Source organism: Streptomyces sp. NPDC005803, from assembly GCF_040630435.1.
Classification (GTDB): Bacteria; Actinomycetota; Actinomycetes; order Streptomycetales; family Streptomycetaceae; genus Streptomyces.
In genome coordinates this window covers 34,967-51,226 of sequence record NZ_JBEXXO010000004.1, presented here as the reverse complement: position 1 = coordinate 51,226, position 16,260 = coordinate 34,967, and the positions used below count along the sequence as shown (strand labels likewise).

Below are 16,260 nucleotides of genomic sequence, written 5' to 3'. Positions count from 1 at the left end.
CCCCCCTGACATCTGTCCGACCGAGAAAGCGAGCACTACGACAGCCATGGCTGAGGCTCAGAACATCCCTGCGGGCTCCACGACCGCCGGGTCCATCGCGGTGGCCGCCGAGTCGACCGTCGCCACGCGCATGAGCGCGCCCCCGTCCTTCGACGTCGCGGACTTCCCCGTCCCGCACGGCCGCGAGGAGGAGTGGCGGTTCACGCCGCTGGAGCGGCTGCGCGGGCTGCACGACGGTACGGCCGTCGCCGACGGCGGCGGCGTGAAGGTCGCGATCGAGGCTCCCGCGGGCGTCACGGTCGAGACCGTCGGCCGCGACGACGCCCGCCTCGGCAAGGCCGGCATGCCGGTGGACCGGGTCGCCGCGCAGGCGTACTCGTCCTTCGAGCAGGCCTCCGTCGTCACCGTCGCGAAGGAAGCCGTCCTCACCGAGCCGATCCGGATCGCCGTGCACGGCGAGGGCGGCGTCGCCTACGGCCACCAGGTCGTCGAGCTGGGCGCCTTCGCCGAGGCCGTCGTCGTCATCGACCACACCGGTGACGCGGTGCTCGCCGCCAACGTCGACTACGTCCTGGGCGACGGTGCGAAGCTGACCGTCGTCTCCGTCCAGGACTGGGACGAGCGGGCCGTCCACGTCGGCCAGCACAACGCGCTGGTCGGCCGCGACGCCTCGTTCAAGTCCATCGTCGTCACCTTCGGCGGCGACGTCGTCCGGCTCCACCCGCGGATCGCCTACGCGGGCACGGGCGGCGAGGCGGAGCTCTTCGGTCTGTACTTCACCGACAAGGGCCAGCACCAGGAGCACCGCCTCCTGGTCGACCACAACGCCCCGCACTGCAAGTCCAACGTGGCCTACAAGGGCGCGCTGCAGGGCGACGGCGCCCACGCCGTGTGGATCGGCGACGTCCTCATCCAGGCCCGTGCCGAGGGCACCGACACCTACGAGATGAACCGCAACCTCGTCCTCACGGACGGCGCGCGGGTCGACTCGGTGCCGAACCTGGAGATCGAGACCGGCGAGATCGTCGGCGCCGGCCACGCCTCGGCGACCGGCCGCTTCGACGACGAGCAGCTGTTCTACCTCCAGTCCCGCGGCATCCCCGCCGAGGAGGCCCGCCGCCTCGTCGTGCGCGGCTTCTTCGCCGAGCTGGTCCAGCAGATCGGCCTGCCGGACGTCGAAGCCCGTCTCCTCGACAAGATCGAGACCGAGCTGAAGGCGTCGGTCTGATGGCCTTCGTCAAGGCGTGCGCGCTGAGCGAGCTGGAGGAGGACACCCCGAAGCGGGTGGAGCTCGACGGCGTCCCGGTGTCCGTCGTCCACACCGAGGGCGAGGTGTTCGCGATCAACGACATCTGCTCGCACGCGAACGTCTCGCTGTCCGAGGGCGAGGTCGAAAACTGCATGATCGAGTGCTGGCTGCACGGATCGAGCTTCGACCTGCGCACCGGCAAGCCGTCCGGCCTCCCCGCGACGCGCCCCGTCCCCGTATACCCCGTCAAGATCGAAGGGGACGATGTGCTCGTCTCCGTCACCCAGGAGTCCTGAGTCACCCATGGCAACGCTTGAAATCCGCGACCTGCACGTCACCGTCGAGGCCGACAACGCCACGAAGGAGATCCTCAAGGGCGTCGACCTGACCGTGAAGCAGGGCGAGACCCACGCCATCATGGGCCCCAACGGGTCCGGCAAGTCCACCCTGGCGTACTCCCTCGCAGGCCACCCCAAGTACACGGTCACCAGCGGCACGGTGACCCTGGACGGCGAGAACGTCCTGGACATGACCGTCGACGAGCGCGCCCGTGCCGGCCTGTTCCTCGCCATGCAGTACCCGGTCGAGATCCCCGGTGTCTCGGTCTCCAACTTCCTGCGCACCTCCGCCACCGCCGTCCGCGGCGAGGCGCCCAAGCTGCGTACCTGGGTGAAGGAGGTCAAGGAGACGATGTCCGGCCTCCAGATGGACCCGTCCTTCGCCGAGCGCAACGTCAACGAGGGCTTCTCCGGCGGCGAGAAGAAGCGCCACGAGATCCTCCAGCTCGAGCTCCTCAAGCCGAAGGTCGCGATCCTCGACGAGACCGACTCCGGCCTCGACGTCGACGCCCTGCGCATCGTCTCCGAGGGCGTCAACCGGGTCCGTGAGACCGGCGAGGTCGGCACCCTGCTGATCACGCACTACACCCGGATCCTCCGCTACATCAAGCCCGACTTCGTGCACGTGTTCGCCAACGGCCGGATCGCCGAGTCCGGCGGCGCCGAGCTCGCCGACAAGCTGGAGAACGAGGGCTACGAGGCATATGTGAAGGGTGGCGCTTCCGCGTGACACAGCTGCCGGGCCTCCTCGACACCGAGGCGATCCGCAAGGACTTCCCCCTGCTGGATCGTACGGTCCACGACGGGAAGAAGATCGTTTACCTGGACAGCGCCGCGACCTCGCAGAAGCCGCGCCAGGTGCTCGATGCCCTCAACGAGTACTACGAGCGGCACAACGCCAATGTGCACCGCGGCGTGTACACGATCGCGGAGGAGGCCACGGCGCTGTACGAGGGCGCTCGTGACAAGGTCGCCGCGTTCATCAACGCGCCCAGCCGCAACGAGGTGATCTTCACCAAGAACGCCTCGGAGTCGCTGAACCTCGTGGCCAACATGCTCGGCTGGGCCGACGAGCCCTACCGGGTCGACCACGAGACCGAGATCGTCACCACGGAGATGGAGCACCACTCCAACATCGTGCCCTGGCAGCTGCTCTCGCAGCGCACGGGCGCGAAGCTGAAGTGGTTCGGGATCACCGACGACGGCCGCCTCGACCTGTCGAACATCGACGAGATCATCACCGAGAAGACGAAGATCGTCTCCTTCACGCTGGTCTCCAACATCATGGGCACCCACAACCCGGTCGAGCAGATCGTCCGGCGTGCCCAGGAAGTCGGCGCGCTCGTCTGCATCGACGCCTCGCAGGCCGCCCCGCACATGGTGCTCGACGTCCAGGCGCTGCAGGCCGACTTCGTGGCCTTCACCGGTCACAAGATGGTCGGGCCGACCGGCATCGGCGTGCTCTGGGGACGGCAGGAACTCCTGGAGGACCTGCCGCCGTTCCTCGGCGGCGGCGAGATGATCGAGACCGTGTCGATGCACTCGTCGACGTACGCCCCCGCGCCGCACAAGTTCGAGGCCGGTACGCCCCCGATCGCCCAGGCCGTCGGCCTCGGCGCGGCCGTGGACTACCTCTCGGCGATCGGCATGGAGAACATCCACCGCCATGAGCAGGCCATCACCGCCTACGCGGTGAAGCGTCTGCTGGAGGTCCCGGACCTCAGGATCATCGGTCCGGCCACCGCGGAGGACCGCGGCGCCACGATCTCCTTCACGCTCGGTGACATCCACCCGCACGACGTGGGCCAGGTGCTCGACGAGCAGGGCATCGCGGTCCGGGTCGGACACCACTGCGCACGACCGGTGTGCCTGCGGTACGGAATTCCTGCGACGACGCGAGCGTCGTTCTATCTGTACTCCACGCCCGCCGAGGTCGACGCCCTGGTGGACGGTCTGGAACACGTCCGGAACTTTTTCGGTTAGACAGCGGCTGAGGGTTGACTGGTGAAGCTTGACTCCATGTACCAGGAAGTGATCCTGGACCACTACAAGCACCCCCACGGGCGCGGCCTGCGGGACGGCGACGCCGAGGTGCACCACGTCAATCCGACGTGCGGCGACGAGATCACCCTGCGGGTGCGGTACGACGGTGAGACGATCGCCGATGTGAGCTACGAAGGTCAGGGCTGCTCCATCAGCCAGGCCAGCGCCTCCGTGCTGAACGAACTGCTGGTCGGCAAGGAGCTGGGCGAGGCCCAGAAGATCCAGGCCGCGTTCCTGGAGCTGATGCAGTCCAAGGGACAGCTGGAGCCGGACGACGCGATGGAGGAGGTGCTGGAGGACGCGGTCGCGTTCGCCGGTGTCTCCAAGTACCCGGCCCGGGTCAAGTGCGCGCTGCTGAGCTGGATGGCGTGGAAGGACGCGACGGCGAAGGCGCTGTCCGAAGGGAAGACGGCATGAGCGAAAACGAGACCCTCACCACCAAGCCGGCCTCCGAGGAGGAGGTCCGCGAGGCGCTGTACGACGTCGTCGACCCCGAGCTGGGCATCGACGTCGTCAATCTGGGGCTGATCTACGGCATCCACATCGACGACGCCAACATCGCGACCCTCGACATGACCCTGACGTCCGCGGCCTGCCCGCTGACCGATGTCATCGAGGACCAGGCGAAGTCCGCCACCGACGGCATCGTCAGCGAGCTTCGGATCAACTGGGTCTGGATGCCGCCGTGGGGCCCGGACAAGATCACGGACGACGGTCGCGAGCAGCTGCGCGCGCTGGGCTTCAACGTCTGAGAACTCCCGTACACGTGTGAACGGCCCCCGGCGAACCGGGGGCCGTTCGGCGTTGTTCGTCCGGTGGACTTCCGGCGTGCGCCGCCCGTTGGCACGGGACCCGGAGCCTTCTCCTCGACACCACGCCGACGAGAGGTACGCCGTGCCGCATCCCCCTGTCCTCCGCCACCGCCGGACCGTCGCCGTCGCGACAGGCGCGCTCGCGCTGGCCGCCCTGGGTCCCGGCGCGCCCGCGCACGCCGCGAGCTACGGAACGCCGACGATCACGCTGTCCTCCGGCTATCTCTCCGGCGCTGTCGGCGCCACCGCCGACCCCACGGTGACGGTCACCGTCGCGCAGAGCGGCGCCGACGCCACCGCGCTGGGCGTGGCCGCGTCCGCCAGCTCCAGGACGTCCGTCGCCGCCACCGGGGACGTCACCGTGACCGGCACCGGCGCCACCCGGCAGCTCCGCGTCACCGCGCGCGCCCGGGGCTACGCCGACCTCACCGTCAAGGTCACCGGTCTCGGCGGGAAGACCGCCACCAGGACGCTGCACTTCGCGGCCTCCGCCGCCGTGGGGAACGCCTCCGACACCCGCTACCTCACCGGCTCCTCCGACGCCTCGGCCGCCGTCGGCGTCGGGGACGGCTACGTGGTGGTCGCCGACGACGAGTCCAACACCCTGCGCCTCTACAACCCTTCCTCCTCCGGTGCTCCCGTGCGGACGTGGGACGTGGCCTCGGAGCTCGGCGTCTCCAAGGAGATCGACATCGAGGGCGCGGCCCGGGTCGGCAACACCGTCTACTGGACCGGCTCGCTCGGCAACAACAAGGACGGCGAGTACAAGGCCGACCGCAACACCGTCTTCACGACCACGGTGAGCGGTTTCGGCGCCGCCACCCAGCTGACCGTCGGCGGCTCCTACAAGAGGCTCCGGGACGACCTCGTCGCCTGGGACGAGGCCCACGGCAACCGCTACGGCTTCGCCGCGGGGACGGCGGACGGCGAAGCCCCCAAGCAGGCCGACGGGTTCAACATCGAGGGCCTGGAGTTCGCACCGGGTTCGACGACGACCGCCTACCTCGGCTTCCGCGCACCGCTCGTCCCGCCGAAGGCGGGCGGCAAGGCGCTGCTCGTGCCCGTCACCAACTTCGACCAGGTGGCCGGCTCCGGAGCGAAGGCGGTCATCGGCACCCCCGTCGAACTGGACCTCGGCGGCCTCAGCATCCGTGACATCCGGAAGAACTCCGCCGACCAGTATCTGATCGTGGCCGGTTCCTGGGCGGCCGACGACAACTCCGACCCGTACGCCCTCTACTCCTGGGACGGGGTCGCGGGACACGCCCCGCAGAAGCGGCTCGACCTGCCGACCGCGGACCCGGGCGGCTGGGAGGCCGTCGTCGACGTCCCCGACCTGTCCGTACCCGGCGCACGCGCCCAGCTGATCACGGACGCGGGATCGGCCGACCTGTACGGCGACGGCACGGAGGCCAAGGACCTCGACCACGACGAGTGGAAGAAGTCCCGCGCGACCTGGTTCACCGTCACCGGCTGAGCGCCGGCGCGGCGGGCGTGACGTCCACAGAGCCCGCCACCGACCCGGACGTGCGGCGGTTCGCACGGGAACGGCCACGCCCGCCAGGCAGACTGGTGAGCATGGCCGTTTCCTTTTACAGCATCGTCGTCGACGCCCACGACCTTCCGGTCCTCGCCCGGTTCTGGTGCGGAGTGCTCGACTGGGAGGTGCTCTTCGAGACCGAGGACGAGATCGTGATCGGCGCCGGCAAGAACGCGCTGCCGGGCATCACCTTCGTGCCCGTGCCCGAGGCGAAGAAGACCAAGAACCGGCTCCACATCGACCTCGCCCCCGACGACCAGGACGCCGAGGTCGAGCGCATCATCGGGCTCGGGGCCCGGCGCGCCGACGTCGGCCAGCATGCGGACGCCACCTGGGTGGTGCTGGAGGACCCCGAGGGCAACGAGTTCTGTGTGCTGTCCCCGAAGAACTCGCTCATCGACTGAGCGCCCCCGACGCGGCCTACGCCATGTACTGCGGGGGCACCGCGGCGGCCTCGGCCAGGACGGGGCCCAGGTTCTCGGTGCGGATCCGGCGGTCGACGTACAGCAGCCCCGCCACCAGCGGCGGGAAGGTGGCCACGACCAGCTGGCTGACCAGCTGCCCGAGCAGCAGCGACAGCACATAGCCACTCATGGCGACGATGACCGAGGCCGGGTTCGGGTCGTCGCCCAGGGCCGTGGAGCCGAGCACCCCGGAGAACATACCGAGGAGGGAGAACGGTATCTGGATCAGATAGCTCGCGACCGCCGCCATGGCACCGGCCAGGAGAGTGATCCCGAAGGTCCGCCACCAGCTCCCGCGCACCAGCCGGGACGAGCGTCGCATCGCCGCGATCGGGCCCTGGTTCTCGAAGACGACGGCGGAGGGGGCCAGGCTGAACTTCACCCAGAGCCAGGTCGCCAGCGGTGCCGTCGCCAGGGTGCCCAGGACGCCGATCAGGAGCACCGCGATCTGTGCGCCCCCGCTGTCCGTGCTCACCATGGCGATCACGACGGCGAGGAGGCCGACCCACGCGAGCAGGAGCGGGACCATCGCGATCAGCCAGGTCAGCACGACCGTCCCGATCACGGCGGGCATCCGGTTCCAGGCCCGCCGCCAGACGGCAGGGAACGTGGCCGGGCGGCCCAGGACCGCCTCCTGGAGGACGGCCGGCACGGCCGTGTACATCAGGGCCGTGGAGATCACGACGGCGATCAGACCCACCACCGCGACCGAGCCGAAGGCGATGACCAGCGGTACCCAGTCCTCCGTGCGGGGACTGTCGTCGGCGCCGAGCGCCAGGATCCGGTCCAGGTGGTCCGCGACCGCCGAGTACGCGATCGCGGCGGCCGCCAGCACCACGGCCAGCGCCCCGCCGTACGCGGCGGCGCCGACGCCGAACAACTGCTTGCCGTAACGGCCCACGGTGGCGAACGCACCGCTCAGGACGTCCCCCAGCCGCAGGGGACCCAGGGGTATCACCCCGGGCTTCGGCGGCATCCAGCCACCGCCCCAGCCGGCCCAGCCCGGCTGTCCCGGAGGCCCTCCGTACGGCGCACCCCCGTACGCACCGTCACCCCACCCTGCGTCGTGCGCCACTGCTGCTCCGTCGGTCAGTCGATCATGAACTGGCATGTACTGGACGGACCACGGTAGCGCCCCCACCGCCCTCCCGGACCGGGCCCTCCCACGCCGATGTCATACGGACCGCCGGCGCCCTGGCCGGGCCGGAGGTTTCGCTGACCGGCTCGGCCGAGTGACGCAGTACTACCGGCCCGCCGTCCGGACCGACTCCAGCGCGGCCCTGACGCTCTCCTCGATGTCCGTGATCGGGTACAGCGCCTCGCGGATCGTGCGGTCGCGGTCCACCACCAGGGTCAGCCGCTTCAGCCGGCTGACGCCCGCCGCGCGGAAGGTCGGCAGCCGCAGGGCCGCGGCCAGCGTCAGGTCCGCGTCGGACAGCAGGGGGAAGCGCAGCCGTTCGGCCACCGCGAACGCCCGCTGCTCGTCCGGGCGTTGGGTGGAGACGCCGTGCACCGTCGCACCCGCCGCCGTGAACTCGGCCAACTGGTCGCGGTAGGTGCACGATTCGAGGGTGCAGCCCCGGGCCCCGGGGATACCGGCCCAGCCCGGCGGATACGCGTCCTGCCGGGCGTACGCGCCGGGGAAGAAGTAGACGACGGTGTACGGGGTGGCGGCGACGGGGTCGCGCGCGCCGCCGGTGTGCTGCGGGAGGCTCAGCTCCGGAACCCGTGTGCCGATCAGCGCGCGGACCCGCGCGGCCTCCTGCGAGGACTCGCTCGTCGTCGCCATGGTCTGCCCGTCTCCCGTCACCCAGGCGTCGCCCCAGTCCTGGAGCGCGATCAGCACGGGCAGCAGAGCGCGGCCGCGCGGAGTCAGCCGGTACTCGAACCGGGCGGGCCGCTCCTGGTACGGCTCCCGGGACAGCACCCCGGCGTCGACCAGCAGCCGCAGCCGCTCGGTCAGCACCTTGCGCGAGACGCCCAGTTCCTCCTGGAGGGCGTCGAAGCGGTGCACCCCGCGCGCCGCGTCCCGCACGATCAGCAGGGTCCACCAGTCGCCGACCACGTCGAGCGCCTGAGCGATCGCGCAGTCGGCGTCGGCCAGGCTGGTCCGCTGGGCCATGGGCCTCCTCCGTTCGGCGTCGACGTCCCATTACACCGGATTGACCCGTGCGCATCATGCTGCCATAGTCCGTTCCCTGAGGGAACTTACTGGGGGCGTTCGGATGGGGATGCTGCGGGGCGTACCGCGCACGGTTCGGCTGCTGGCGTTCGGCGCCTTCATCAACAGCGTCGTGAGCTTCACCTTCGTCTACCTCTTCGTCTACCTCACCGGCCCGCGCGGGCTCTCCGTCGCCCAGGCCGGGGTGCTCACCGGCATCGGCGGGGCCGGTCTCCTGGCCGGCAACCTCACCGGCGGCTGGTTCGGCGACCGGTACGGGCACCGCCGGATGCTCCTGGCCGGCGCCTGTGTCGCCGGGGCGGTGCTCGTCACCCTCCCGCTGCTGCCGCTCGCCGCGCTGTACGGCGTCCTGCCGCTCGCCCAGTACGCGAGCGGTGTCGTACGCGCCGCGAACGCCGCGCTCGTCGCGGTCTCCGTCCCCGAGGGCAGCCGGCGCCAGAGCTTCGCCCTCACCCGCTTCGCCGGCAACGGCGGCTTCACCGTCGGACCGCCGCTCGGGGCGCTGATCGCCGCCCGCTCCTCGTACGACTGGCTCTTCCTCGTCGACGGGCTGGGCACCCTGCTGTTCGCCGGGTACGCGGCACGGATCCTGCCGGCCCGCGGTACCGCGCACTCCCGGCCCGCCCACCGGCCCGGCTCGCCCGGACTGTGGAGCGAACTGCGGGCCAGACCCGCCGTACCGGTCCTGCTCGCCGCCATCGTCTGCGTCGATCTCGTCTACCGCCAGCAGTACTCCACCCTGCCCGTCTTCCTCGCCGACCACGGCCTCGGCACCCAGTTCTACGGCTGGCTGATCGCCGTCAACGGCGGAGTGATCCTCTGCCTGGAACTCCCCGCCGTCCACGCCCTGCGCGACCGGGCGCCGCTCAGCATCGTGGGCACCGGGCTGCTGCTCGTGGGGGCCGGCTACGCGGTGCTGATCGCCGGGGCCGGGGCGCTGTTCGCCGTCACGATGATGTGCTCGCTGACCCTGGGCGAGATCCTCTACAAGACCACGGCCACGGCGTACGTCGCCGACCAGGCGCCCGCCCACGCGCAGGGACGTTTCCAGAGCCTGTACGCGGGCGCCTCCATCAGCGGACAGGTCCTGGCCCCGCCGCTGGGCGGGGCGCTCTACACCGCCGCGCCCGCGCTCCTGTGGCCGGCCTGCGCGGTGCTGGCGTGCGGCGCGGGCGTCGCGGTGCTGGCCGCCCGCGGGCTCCGTGAACCCGGAAGGCCGCTGCGGACGACAGGGGGTGGCCTGCCCCGTTCGGAGCTGAAGAGGGCCCTGGCCGACAGGAAGGGGGAGCGCTCCTGACCATCGGGCCGTCCCGTCCGACGATCGCCGTACGGGGGGCACGGGGGTGTCCCCGTACGGTGGCCGGCACGACGCCCGGACGCTGAGACCGGTTGGCCCGGGCGGCCCTCGGCCGGTTAGGTTCGGGTCATGACCGACACGACTTCCACCCGCACCACCGGCGCCGTCGCCGCCGGCCTCGCCACCATCGCCGGCGACGGTTCCGTCCTCGACACGTGGTTCCCCGCACCCGAGCTCACCGCCGAGCCCGGACCGGCCGGAACCGAGCGGCTCACCCCCGACCGCGCCGTCAACCTGCTCGGCGAGGGCGCCGCCAAGGCCATCGGCGTGGACGCCCGCCGCGGGGTCGAGGTCGTCGCCGTCCGCACGGTCATCGCCTCGCTCGACGACAAGCCGCTCGACGCGCACGACACGTACCTGCGTCTGCACCTGCTCTCCCACCGCCTCGTCCAGCCGCACGGGCAGAACCTGGACGGCATTTTCGGCCACCTCACCAACGTGGCCTGGACCTCGCTCGGTCCGGTCGCCGTCGACGACCTGGAGAAGGTCCGGCTCAACGCCCGCGCCGAGGGCCTGCACCTCCAGGTCACCTCCGTCGACAAGTTCCCCCGCATGACGGACTACGTCGCACCGCAGGGTGTCCGCATCGCCGACGCCGACCGGGTGCGGCTCGGCGCGCACCTCGCCGCCGGCACCACCGTCATGCACGAGGGCTTCGTCAACTTCAACGCCGGCACCCTCGGCACCTCCATGGTGGAGGGCCGGATCTCCGCCGGTGTCGTCGTCGGGAACGGCTCCGACATCGGCGGCGGCGCCTCCACCATGGGCACGCTGTCCGGCGGCGGCAAGGAGCGCATCGTGATCGGCGAGCGCTGCCTGGTCGGCGCCGAGGCCGGCGTCGGGATCGCGCTCGGCGACGAGTGCGTCGTGGAGGCCGGCCTGTACGTCACCGCCGGTACGCGCGTCACCCTGCCGGACGGTCAGATCGTCAAGGCGCGCGAGCTCTCCGGCGCCTCGCACATCCTCTTCCGCCGCAACTCGGTGACGGGCGCCGTCGAGGCCCGCCCGAACAACGCGGTCTGGGACGGCCTCAACGACGTCCTGCACAGCAACGGCTAACAGGCGGCGAGCAGTCGCTCGTACGCCCTCCGCAGCCCGTCGGCCGCCTCGCGCCCGGCGGGCTGCAGCGGTTCGCGGACGGGGCCCGCGTCCAGCAGGGCCTTCGCCGTCACGGTGCCCGGTAGCCCGGACGCCATCATCAGCTCGGTGAGCGGGGCCAGGAGCCCGTTCAGCCGGGCCGCCGCGGCCGTGTCCCCGGCGTCGAACGCGTCCAGGACGGCCCGCAGCGGGCCGGGTGCCACGTTGGCCACGGTGCTGACGTAACCCGCGCCGCCCACCGCGTACAGCGGCAGATTGAGTTCCTCGGAGCCCGAGTAGTACGCGAGCGAGGTGGCGGCGATCACCCTGGTCGCACCGAGCAGGTCGTACGAACAGTCCTTCACCGCCACGACGCGCGGGTGCTCCGCCAGTCGCAGCAGCGTCTCCGGCTCGATGCGGGTGCCCGTGCGGCCGGGGATGTCGTACAGCATCAGCGGGAGACCCGCCGATTCGGCGACGCGCAGGAAGTGCGCCTCGACGGCGGCCTGCGGGGGACGGCTGTAGTACGGGGTGACGACCAGCAGACCGTCGGCGCCCGCGTGTTCCGCCTGCCGGGCGAGTTCCACGGTGTGCCGGGTGTCCGCGGTGCCGACGCCCGCGACCACCGGGACGTCCGGCCCGACCGCCTCCCGCACCGCGAGCACCAGGGCCGCCTTCTCGGCGTCGGAGGTGGTCGGGGACTCGCCGGTGGTGCCACTGAGCACCAGCCCGTCACAGCCGCCGGCGACCAGCGCCGCGGCGTGCGCGGCGGCGGCCTCCGGGTCGAGGGCGCCGGTGGGGGTGAAGGGGGTGACCATGGCGCAGAGCGTGCGGCCGAAGGGGCGGGGGCGAAAGGAGGCGGGCGGCGTCATGGCCGAAGTGTCGGTCCGTAGAACCGTGAAGGTCCACTTAGTTCTTCTTCGGGTGAAGCTGAAGCAACGCTCAACTGTGTGCGGGCCCGGGGCGAGCGCTCCCGCAGGGGCCGGGCGACCGGGCGGACCGTTCAGAGGGCGAGCTTGAAGCCCTCGTGGCTCGCGGTGAAGCCCAGCGAGGCGTAGAAGCGGTGGGCGTCGGCCCGGCGCCGGTGGCTGGTCAGCTGGACCCGCGCGCAGCCCCGCCGGCGCGCCCGCTCGACGGCTCGCTCCATCAGGTCCCGCCCGAGCCCGCCGCCCCGCCGGTCGGGCCTGATCCGCACGGCCTCGATCAACGCCCGCTCGGCCCCGTGGCCGCCGAGGCCGGGGATGTACGTCGCCTGCAGGCACCCGACCACCGTGTCACCGTCCACCAGCACCAGGATCTCGTTGCGCGGGTCATCCGTGATGTCGGCGAACGCCTTCTCGTAGGCCGCGTCGACGACCACCGAGGAGGGGGCGACGACCTTCTCCTCGTCGGCGAGGAGCGCGAGCACGGCGGGCAGGTCCTGTGACGGGTGGCGGTACGCAGCAGCACGTCCCGGATTCTCGCACGCGGCCCCGGCGCGGCGAGCGCCGGCACCGCGCGGTGACCGTGGCCCGGCACCGTACCGCGTGCTCAGCGCCGGGCCATGTACAGGCCGAACGCCTTGTGCAGCAGCTTGCTGACCGGGTAGTCCCACTCGCCGATGTACTCGGCGGCCCGGCCCCCGGTGCCCGCCTTGAACCGCAGCAGCCCCAGCAGGTGGTTGCCCTCGTCGAGGGTGTCGGTGATGCCGCGCAGGTCGTACACGGCGGCGCCCCGCTCGTGGGCGTCGCTCATCATCCGCCACTGGATCGCGTTGTTGGGCTGCACCTCGCGCCGACGGCTCGTCGAGGCGCCGTACGAATACCAGACGTGCGACCCCACGGTCAGCATCGTCGCCGCCGACAGCACCTCCCCGTCGTGGTGGGCGAGGTAGAGCCGCATCCGGCCCGGGTCCTCGGCCCGCAGCGCGGTCCACATGCGCGCGAAGTAGTCCGGCGGCCGGGGGATGAAGCGGTCCCGCTCGGCGGTCTCGCGGTACAGCTCGTAGAAGACCGGCAGGTCGTCGAGGCCGCCCTCGACGACCTTCACGCCCGCCTTCTCCGCCTTCTTGATGTTGCGCCGCCACTGCTGGTTCAGGCCGCCTCGGATCTCCTCCAGCGACCGCCCCGCGAACGGCACCTGGAACACGTACCGGGGCTGCCCGGCGCTGAAGCCGTCCGTGTCCCCGTCCGCACCCCGCTGCCAGCCCAGCCGGCGCAGCTGCTCCACGACCTCGGCGGCCCGGGGCTCGGTCACGTCCGCCTCGACGTCGCGCAGCCGGCTCGCGGCGGGGTCCGCGATGGCGTCCTTGACCGTCTCCGCGTCCCAGCGACGGGCGATCACCGGCGGCCCCATCCGTACCGTGAACGCGCCCCGGGCCCTGGCATGGGCCACCAGCGGATCGAGCCAGGGGCGCAGCTCGCCCTCGTGCCACGGGATGACCGGCCCCTCCGGCAGATAGGCCAGGTACCGCTTCAGCCGGGGAACCGGGCGGTACAGCACCAGCCCGGCCCCGACGACCCGCCCGTCCTCGTCCCGCCAGCCGATGCTCTCCGCGCGCCAGTCGGGCTTCACCTCACCCCACGACGGGATCTGCATATGGCTGGCCGAGCCCTGGTCGGCGACGAACGCCAGGTGCTGCTCGCGCGTGATCTCCTCGACCCGCAGCGTCATGCGGTACTCCGTTCGTTGTCCGATCCGTCAGCGAAATGAGGGGCTCGCGGGCCGTGGTTGACCTCAAGCACGCTTGACGTATCAGGGTGGCTGTCACGGGCGCACCGCAAGGGTGCGCCGGTGAGGGGAGCAGCCATGACAGTGGAGTTCGTGTCCCGGCCCGATGTCACCCGTGCGGATGCGGGGCTCGTCAAGGCCAGTACCTGGGACGTCGGCACGCCGGAGCGCCTGCGGCAGACCGTCGGGGCCGTCCGTGCCGCGTGGGGGGCGAGGCGGTGGCCGCATCCGGGCCTGCTCTCGTACAGCCTGTACGCGGGGGAGGACGGCAGGACGCTCTTCCACTACTCGCAGTGGACCGGCGAGGAGAGCTACCAGGACTTCGTCCGCGACGGCCGGGATGTGCGCAATGCCGAGATCGACGCGGCCGTGCCGGGCGTCGAACGGCTCGGACCGCTCACCTACGAGCTCTACCGCTCCTCGTCGCCCGGCGGGCGGGTACCCGGCTGCGTCGTGATCGTCGACGTCGAGTTCGACGGTGCCGACAAGGCCCGCCAACGCGACTGGGTGGACGGCGTCTTCGAGGCGCTCGGTTCGGACCCCGTCCCGGTGCCCGGCGCGATCGCCGGCCACTTCCATGTGAGCACCGACGGCACCCGGGTGCTCAACTACGCGGAATGGACCGGCGCGCAGGCCCACCTCGACGCACTGGCCGCGCCCGGGGACGGGATCGGGTCACCGACGCCGCAGTGGGAACGGGTGCAGACCTACCCGGGCGTCACCGGCGGTGGCGTGCGCCGCTACACCCCGGCGCTCAGCCTGCGGCCCGCCGAGGACGGATAGGGCACGGCGCACGGACGCCGTGCCCTCCTGGGCTGCGGACGGCGGTCATCTGATCCGACACCGGGCGGCACCCGGCGGGCACTAGGCTTGGTCCGCCTGACCCCGTACGCCCCCGGAGCCGTGGCCCGGCGACGTGTACGCCCGTACGTTTCGAGGAGAGTCCCCTGATGTCCGCAGAGCGCCCCACCCTGCCGCCGGTGCGGCTGCACACCGAGGCGGAGCTGGCACGGGACGCGCTTGCCGCGCCGCTGCTCGCCCGCGCCGTCCGGCTCGCCCGCTGGGCCGGCCCCGACACCCGGGTCGGGGCGGGCGGCGAACTCGTCGACGCACAGCTGCCCGCGGCGGCCGAACACCTGGGCCTGGCCGCGGACGAGGACGGCGCGGCGGAGGCCAGCGAGGCCTGGCGGCTCGCGGTCGACACCGGCCTGGTCGAGGTCGAGGACCCGGCGCCGGAGGCGGGTGCGGACGCCGCTGACGAGCACGGCTCGGCCGGTGACGCGGAGGGGACCGTCACCGTGGGGGAGAACCTGGCGCTGCTGACGGGCGGTTCGCCGCAGGACGTCCTGTCGATCTGGCTCGACGGCCTCGAAGCCGTCCACGCCGACGCCACCGCCCCGGTCTTCGACGACTTCGCGGACCTCGTCGGCGAGGACGGATCGGTCGACTTCGACGCGCTGGACTGGGATCCGGAGACCGAGGCGGAATTCCTCGACGGGGTGCTCGGCAACCTCTATCTGCTCACGGTCGGCGAGGGCGCGGGGGAGGAGCCCGTGCCGCTGCCCGCGCTGGCCGCCTCGATGATCGTCCCCGACGACATGGGCGAGCCCACCGACGACATCCTGGAACAGGTGTCGGACGCGATGATGCGCCTCGACGACCAGTTCCGGGTCCTCGAGCCCATCGGCATCGTCACCTACCGGCCCGTGGACGAGGCGTTGCTGGCCGAGGAGGGCGAGGAGTCCGTGCCGCCCGCCGATGACGACGACGTCACCCGCTACGGCATGGTGAAGCTGACCCCGCTCGGCCTCTACGGCATCCGGGCCCGGATGCTGGACGCCGGTATGGACGCCCCGGCCGTGGGCGACTTGGCGGACAAGGGCGCCGACGTCCTGCTCGGCGGCATCGCGTACTACCCCGAGGCGGCGGCCCGCGGCGAGATCGAGCTGTGGCTCGCGCGGCACGGCTCCGACGGGGCGGCCGGTGAGCTCCTGGACGCCGCACGCGGCGAGGACCCGCAGGCACCGCTGCGCCGGCTGCACTGCCAGCAGGCGCTCGCCCTGGTCGGCGCGGAGGCCGAGCCCGCGGTCCGCGCGGTGCTGGGCGATGCGGAGCTGGGCGGACTGGCCCGTGTCTGGCTCGCCGAGCGGGGCGCCGCCGACGTACCGCCCCCCTCGGAGGCGATGATCTTCTGGCTCGCGATCGACACGATCGCCGCGCAACTGGAGGCGGACGGCGATCTGGACGAGCTCCAGGGCCTGGTCGAGGGGCTGTCCGGCCAGCACAGCGGCTTCTTCGACGAGGCGTGGCGGGTGGACCACCCGGCGACGGCCGACGTGCTGGAGGCGATGGGGCGGCTGCACAGCGACAAGAGGCAGGCGAAGGACGCCCGCAAGGCCGCGTTCAAGGCCCGCTCCCGGGGCGGCTCGGCCAGCTGACACGCGGTACGGGGCGGGCGGGCCGGCGCCCGGCCGCCCGCCCGCCACCGA

The 16,260-nt window shown here is 71.9% G+C and carries 17 protein-coding genes; 12 read left to right on the top strand and 5 right to left on the bottom strand.

What is annotated here, in order from left to right; all coding sequences use genetic code 11:
• Positions 1–46: 46 nt before the first annotated feature.
• The 8 genes from sufD (at position 47) to ABZ454_RS07430 (ending at position 6,386) form a co-directional block, all read left to right on the top strand.
• Positions 47–1,228, top strand: coding sequence for a Fe-S cluster assembly protein SufD (gene sufD, locus ABZ454_RS07465; RefSeq protein ID WP_356324381.1), 1,182 nt, complete (start codon positions 47–49; stop codon positions 1,226–1,228).
• Entirely contained in the window at positions 1,228–1,545 is a 318-nt protein-coding gene (locus ABZ454_RS07460; protein ID WP_359536477.1) for a bifunctional 3-phenylpropionate/cinnamic acid dioxygenase ferredoxin subunit, read from the top strand. The genes sufD and ABZ454_RS07460 overlap by 1 nt, the downstream gene beginning before the upstream one ends.
• A gap of 7 nt (positions 1,546–1,552) precedes the next feature.
• Complete coding sequence (sufC, locus tag ABZ454_RS07455; protein ID WP_356324385.1) at positions 1,553–2,317, top strand: Fe-S cluster assembly ATPase SufC; 765 nt, start codon at positions 1,553–1,555, stop codon at positions 2,315–2,317.
• Complete coding sequence (locus tag ABZ454_RS07450; protein WP_359536476.1) at positions 2,314–3,570, top strand: cysteine desulfurase; 1,257 nt, start codon at positions 2,314–2,316, stop codon at positions 3,568–3,570. Before sufC ends, ABZ454_RS07450 begins: the two co-directional genes overlap by 4 nt.
• Before the next feature lie 21 nt (positions 3,571–3,591).
• Positions 3,592–4,047, top strand: coding sequence for a Fe-S cluster assembly sulfur transfer protein SufU (gene sufU, locus ABZ454_RS07445; RefSeq protein WP_024492621.1), 456 nt, complete (start codon positions 3,592–3,594; stop codon positions 4,045–4,047).
• Positions 4,044–4,382 (top strand): metal-sulfur cluster assembly factor, encoded by a 339-nt coding sequence (locus ABZ454_RS07440; RefSeq protein ID WP_145802444.1) that lies wholly within the window; start codon positions 4,044–4,046, stop codon positions 4,380–4,382. Before sufU ends, ABZ454_RS07440 begins: the two co-directional genes overlap by 4 nt.
• A gap of 205 nt (positions 4,383–4,587) precedes the next feature.
• On the top strand, positions 4,588–5,919 hold the full coding sequence (locus tag ABZ454_RS07435) for a DUF3616 domain-containing protein (protein ID WP_359536714.1): 1,332 nt from the start codon (positions 4,588–4,590) through the stop codon (positions 5,917–5,919).
• 101 nt (positions 5,920–6,020) lie between these two features.
• Positions 6,021–6,386 carry a VOC family protein gene (locus tag ABZ454_RS07430; RefSeq protein ID WP_359536475.1) on the top strand — a complete coding sequence of 122 codons (366 nt, stop codon included), beginning with the start codon at positions 6,021–6,023 and terminating at the stop codon, positions 6,384–6,386.
• 16 nt (positions 6,387–6,402) lie between these two features.
• On the opposite strand, the gene ABZ454_RS07425 is transcribed toward ABZ454_RS07430, so the two are convergent.
• On the bottom strand, positions 6,403–7,422 hold the full coding sequence (locus ABZ454_RS07425; protein WP_359536712.1) for a hypothetical protein: 1,020 nt from the start codon (positions 7,420–7,422) through the stop codon (positions 6,403–6,405).
• 267 nt (positions 7,423–7,689) lie between these two features.
• Positions 7,690–8,568: a winged helix-turn-helix transcriptional regulator gene (locus ABZ454_RS07420; protein WP_359536474.1), complete on the bottom strand. Its 879-nt coding sequence runs from the start codon at positions 8,566–8,568 to the stop codon at positions 7,690–7,692.
• A 103-nt stretch (positions 8,569–8,671) separates the two neighbouring features.
• Between ABZ454_RS07420 and ABZ454_RS07415 the strand changes: the two genes are divergently transcribed.
• Positions 8,672–9,925, top strand: a complete 1,254-nt coding sequence (locus ABZ454_RS07415; RefSeq protein WP_359536473.1) for an MFS transporter — start codon at positions 8,672–8,674, stop codon at positions 9,923–9,925.
• A gap of 129 nt (positions 9,926–10,054) precedes the next feature.
• Positions 10,055–11,044: a 2,3,4,5-tetrahydropyridine-2,6-dicarboxylate N-succinyltransferase gene (gene dapD, locus ABZ454_RS07410; protein ID WP_356324395.1), complete on the top strand. Its 990-nt coding sequence runs from the start codon at positions 10,055–10,057 to the stop codon at positions 11,042–11,044.
• Here dapD and dapA read toward each other — a convergent pair.
• The 3 genes from dapA to ABZ454_RS07395 all read right to left on the bottom strand — a co-directional run bounded on the left by dapA (position 11,041) and on the right by ABZ454_RS07395 (position 13,714).
• Positions 11,041–11,934, bottom strand: a complete 894-nt coding sequence (dapA, locus tag ABZ454_RS07405) for a 4-hydroxy-tetrahydrodipicolinate synthase (protein ID WP_359536472.1) — start codon at positions 11,932–11,934, stop codon at positions 11,041–11,043. The two genes, dapD and dapA, sit on opposite strands and share 4 nt — an antisense overlap.
• Before the next feature lie 131 nt (positions 11,935–12,065).
• Positions 12,066–12,470, bottom strand: coding sequence for a GNAT family N-acetyltransferase (locus tag ABZ454_RS07400; RefSeq protein ID WP_359536471.1), 405 nt, complete (start codon positions 12,468–12,470; stop codon positions 12,066–12,068).
• Positions 12,471–12,592: 122 nt separating this feature from the next.
• Positions 12,593–13,714: a peptidoglycan bridge formation glycyltransferase FemA/FemB family protein gene (locus ABZ454_RS07395; RefSeq protein ID WP_359536470.1), complete on the bottom strand. Its 1,122-nt coding sequence runs from the start codon at positions 13,712–13,714 to the stop codon at positions 12,593–12,595.
• 135 nt (positions 13,715–13,849) lie between these two features.
• Between ABZ454_RS07395 and ABZ454_RS07390 the strand changes: the two genes are divergently transcribed.
• Positions 13,850–14,554, top strand: coding sequence for an antibiotic biosynthesis monooxygenase (locus ABZ454_RS07390; RefSeq protein WP_359536469.1), 705 nt, complete (start codon positions 13,850–13,852; stop codon positions 14,552–14,554).
• Positions 14,555–14,721: 167 nt separating this feature from the next.
• Positions 14,722–16,209 carry a hypothetical protein gene (locus ABZ454_RS07385; protein WP_359536468.1) on the top strand — a complete coding sequence of 496 codons (1,488 nt, stop codon included), beginning with the start codon at positions 14,722–14,724 and terminating at the stop codon, positions 16,207–16,209.
• Positions 16,210–16,260 lie beyond the last annotated feature (51 nt).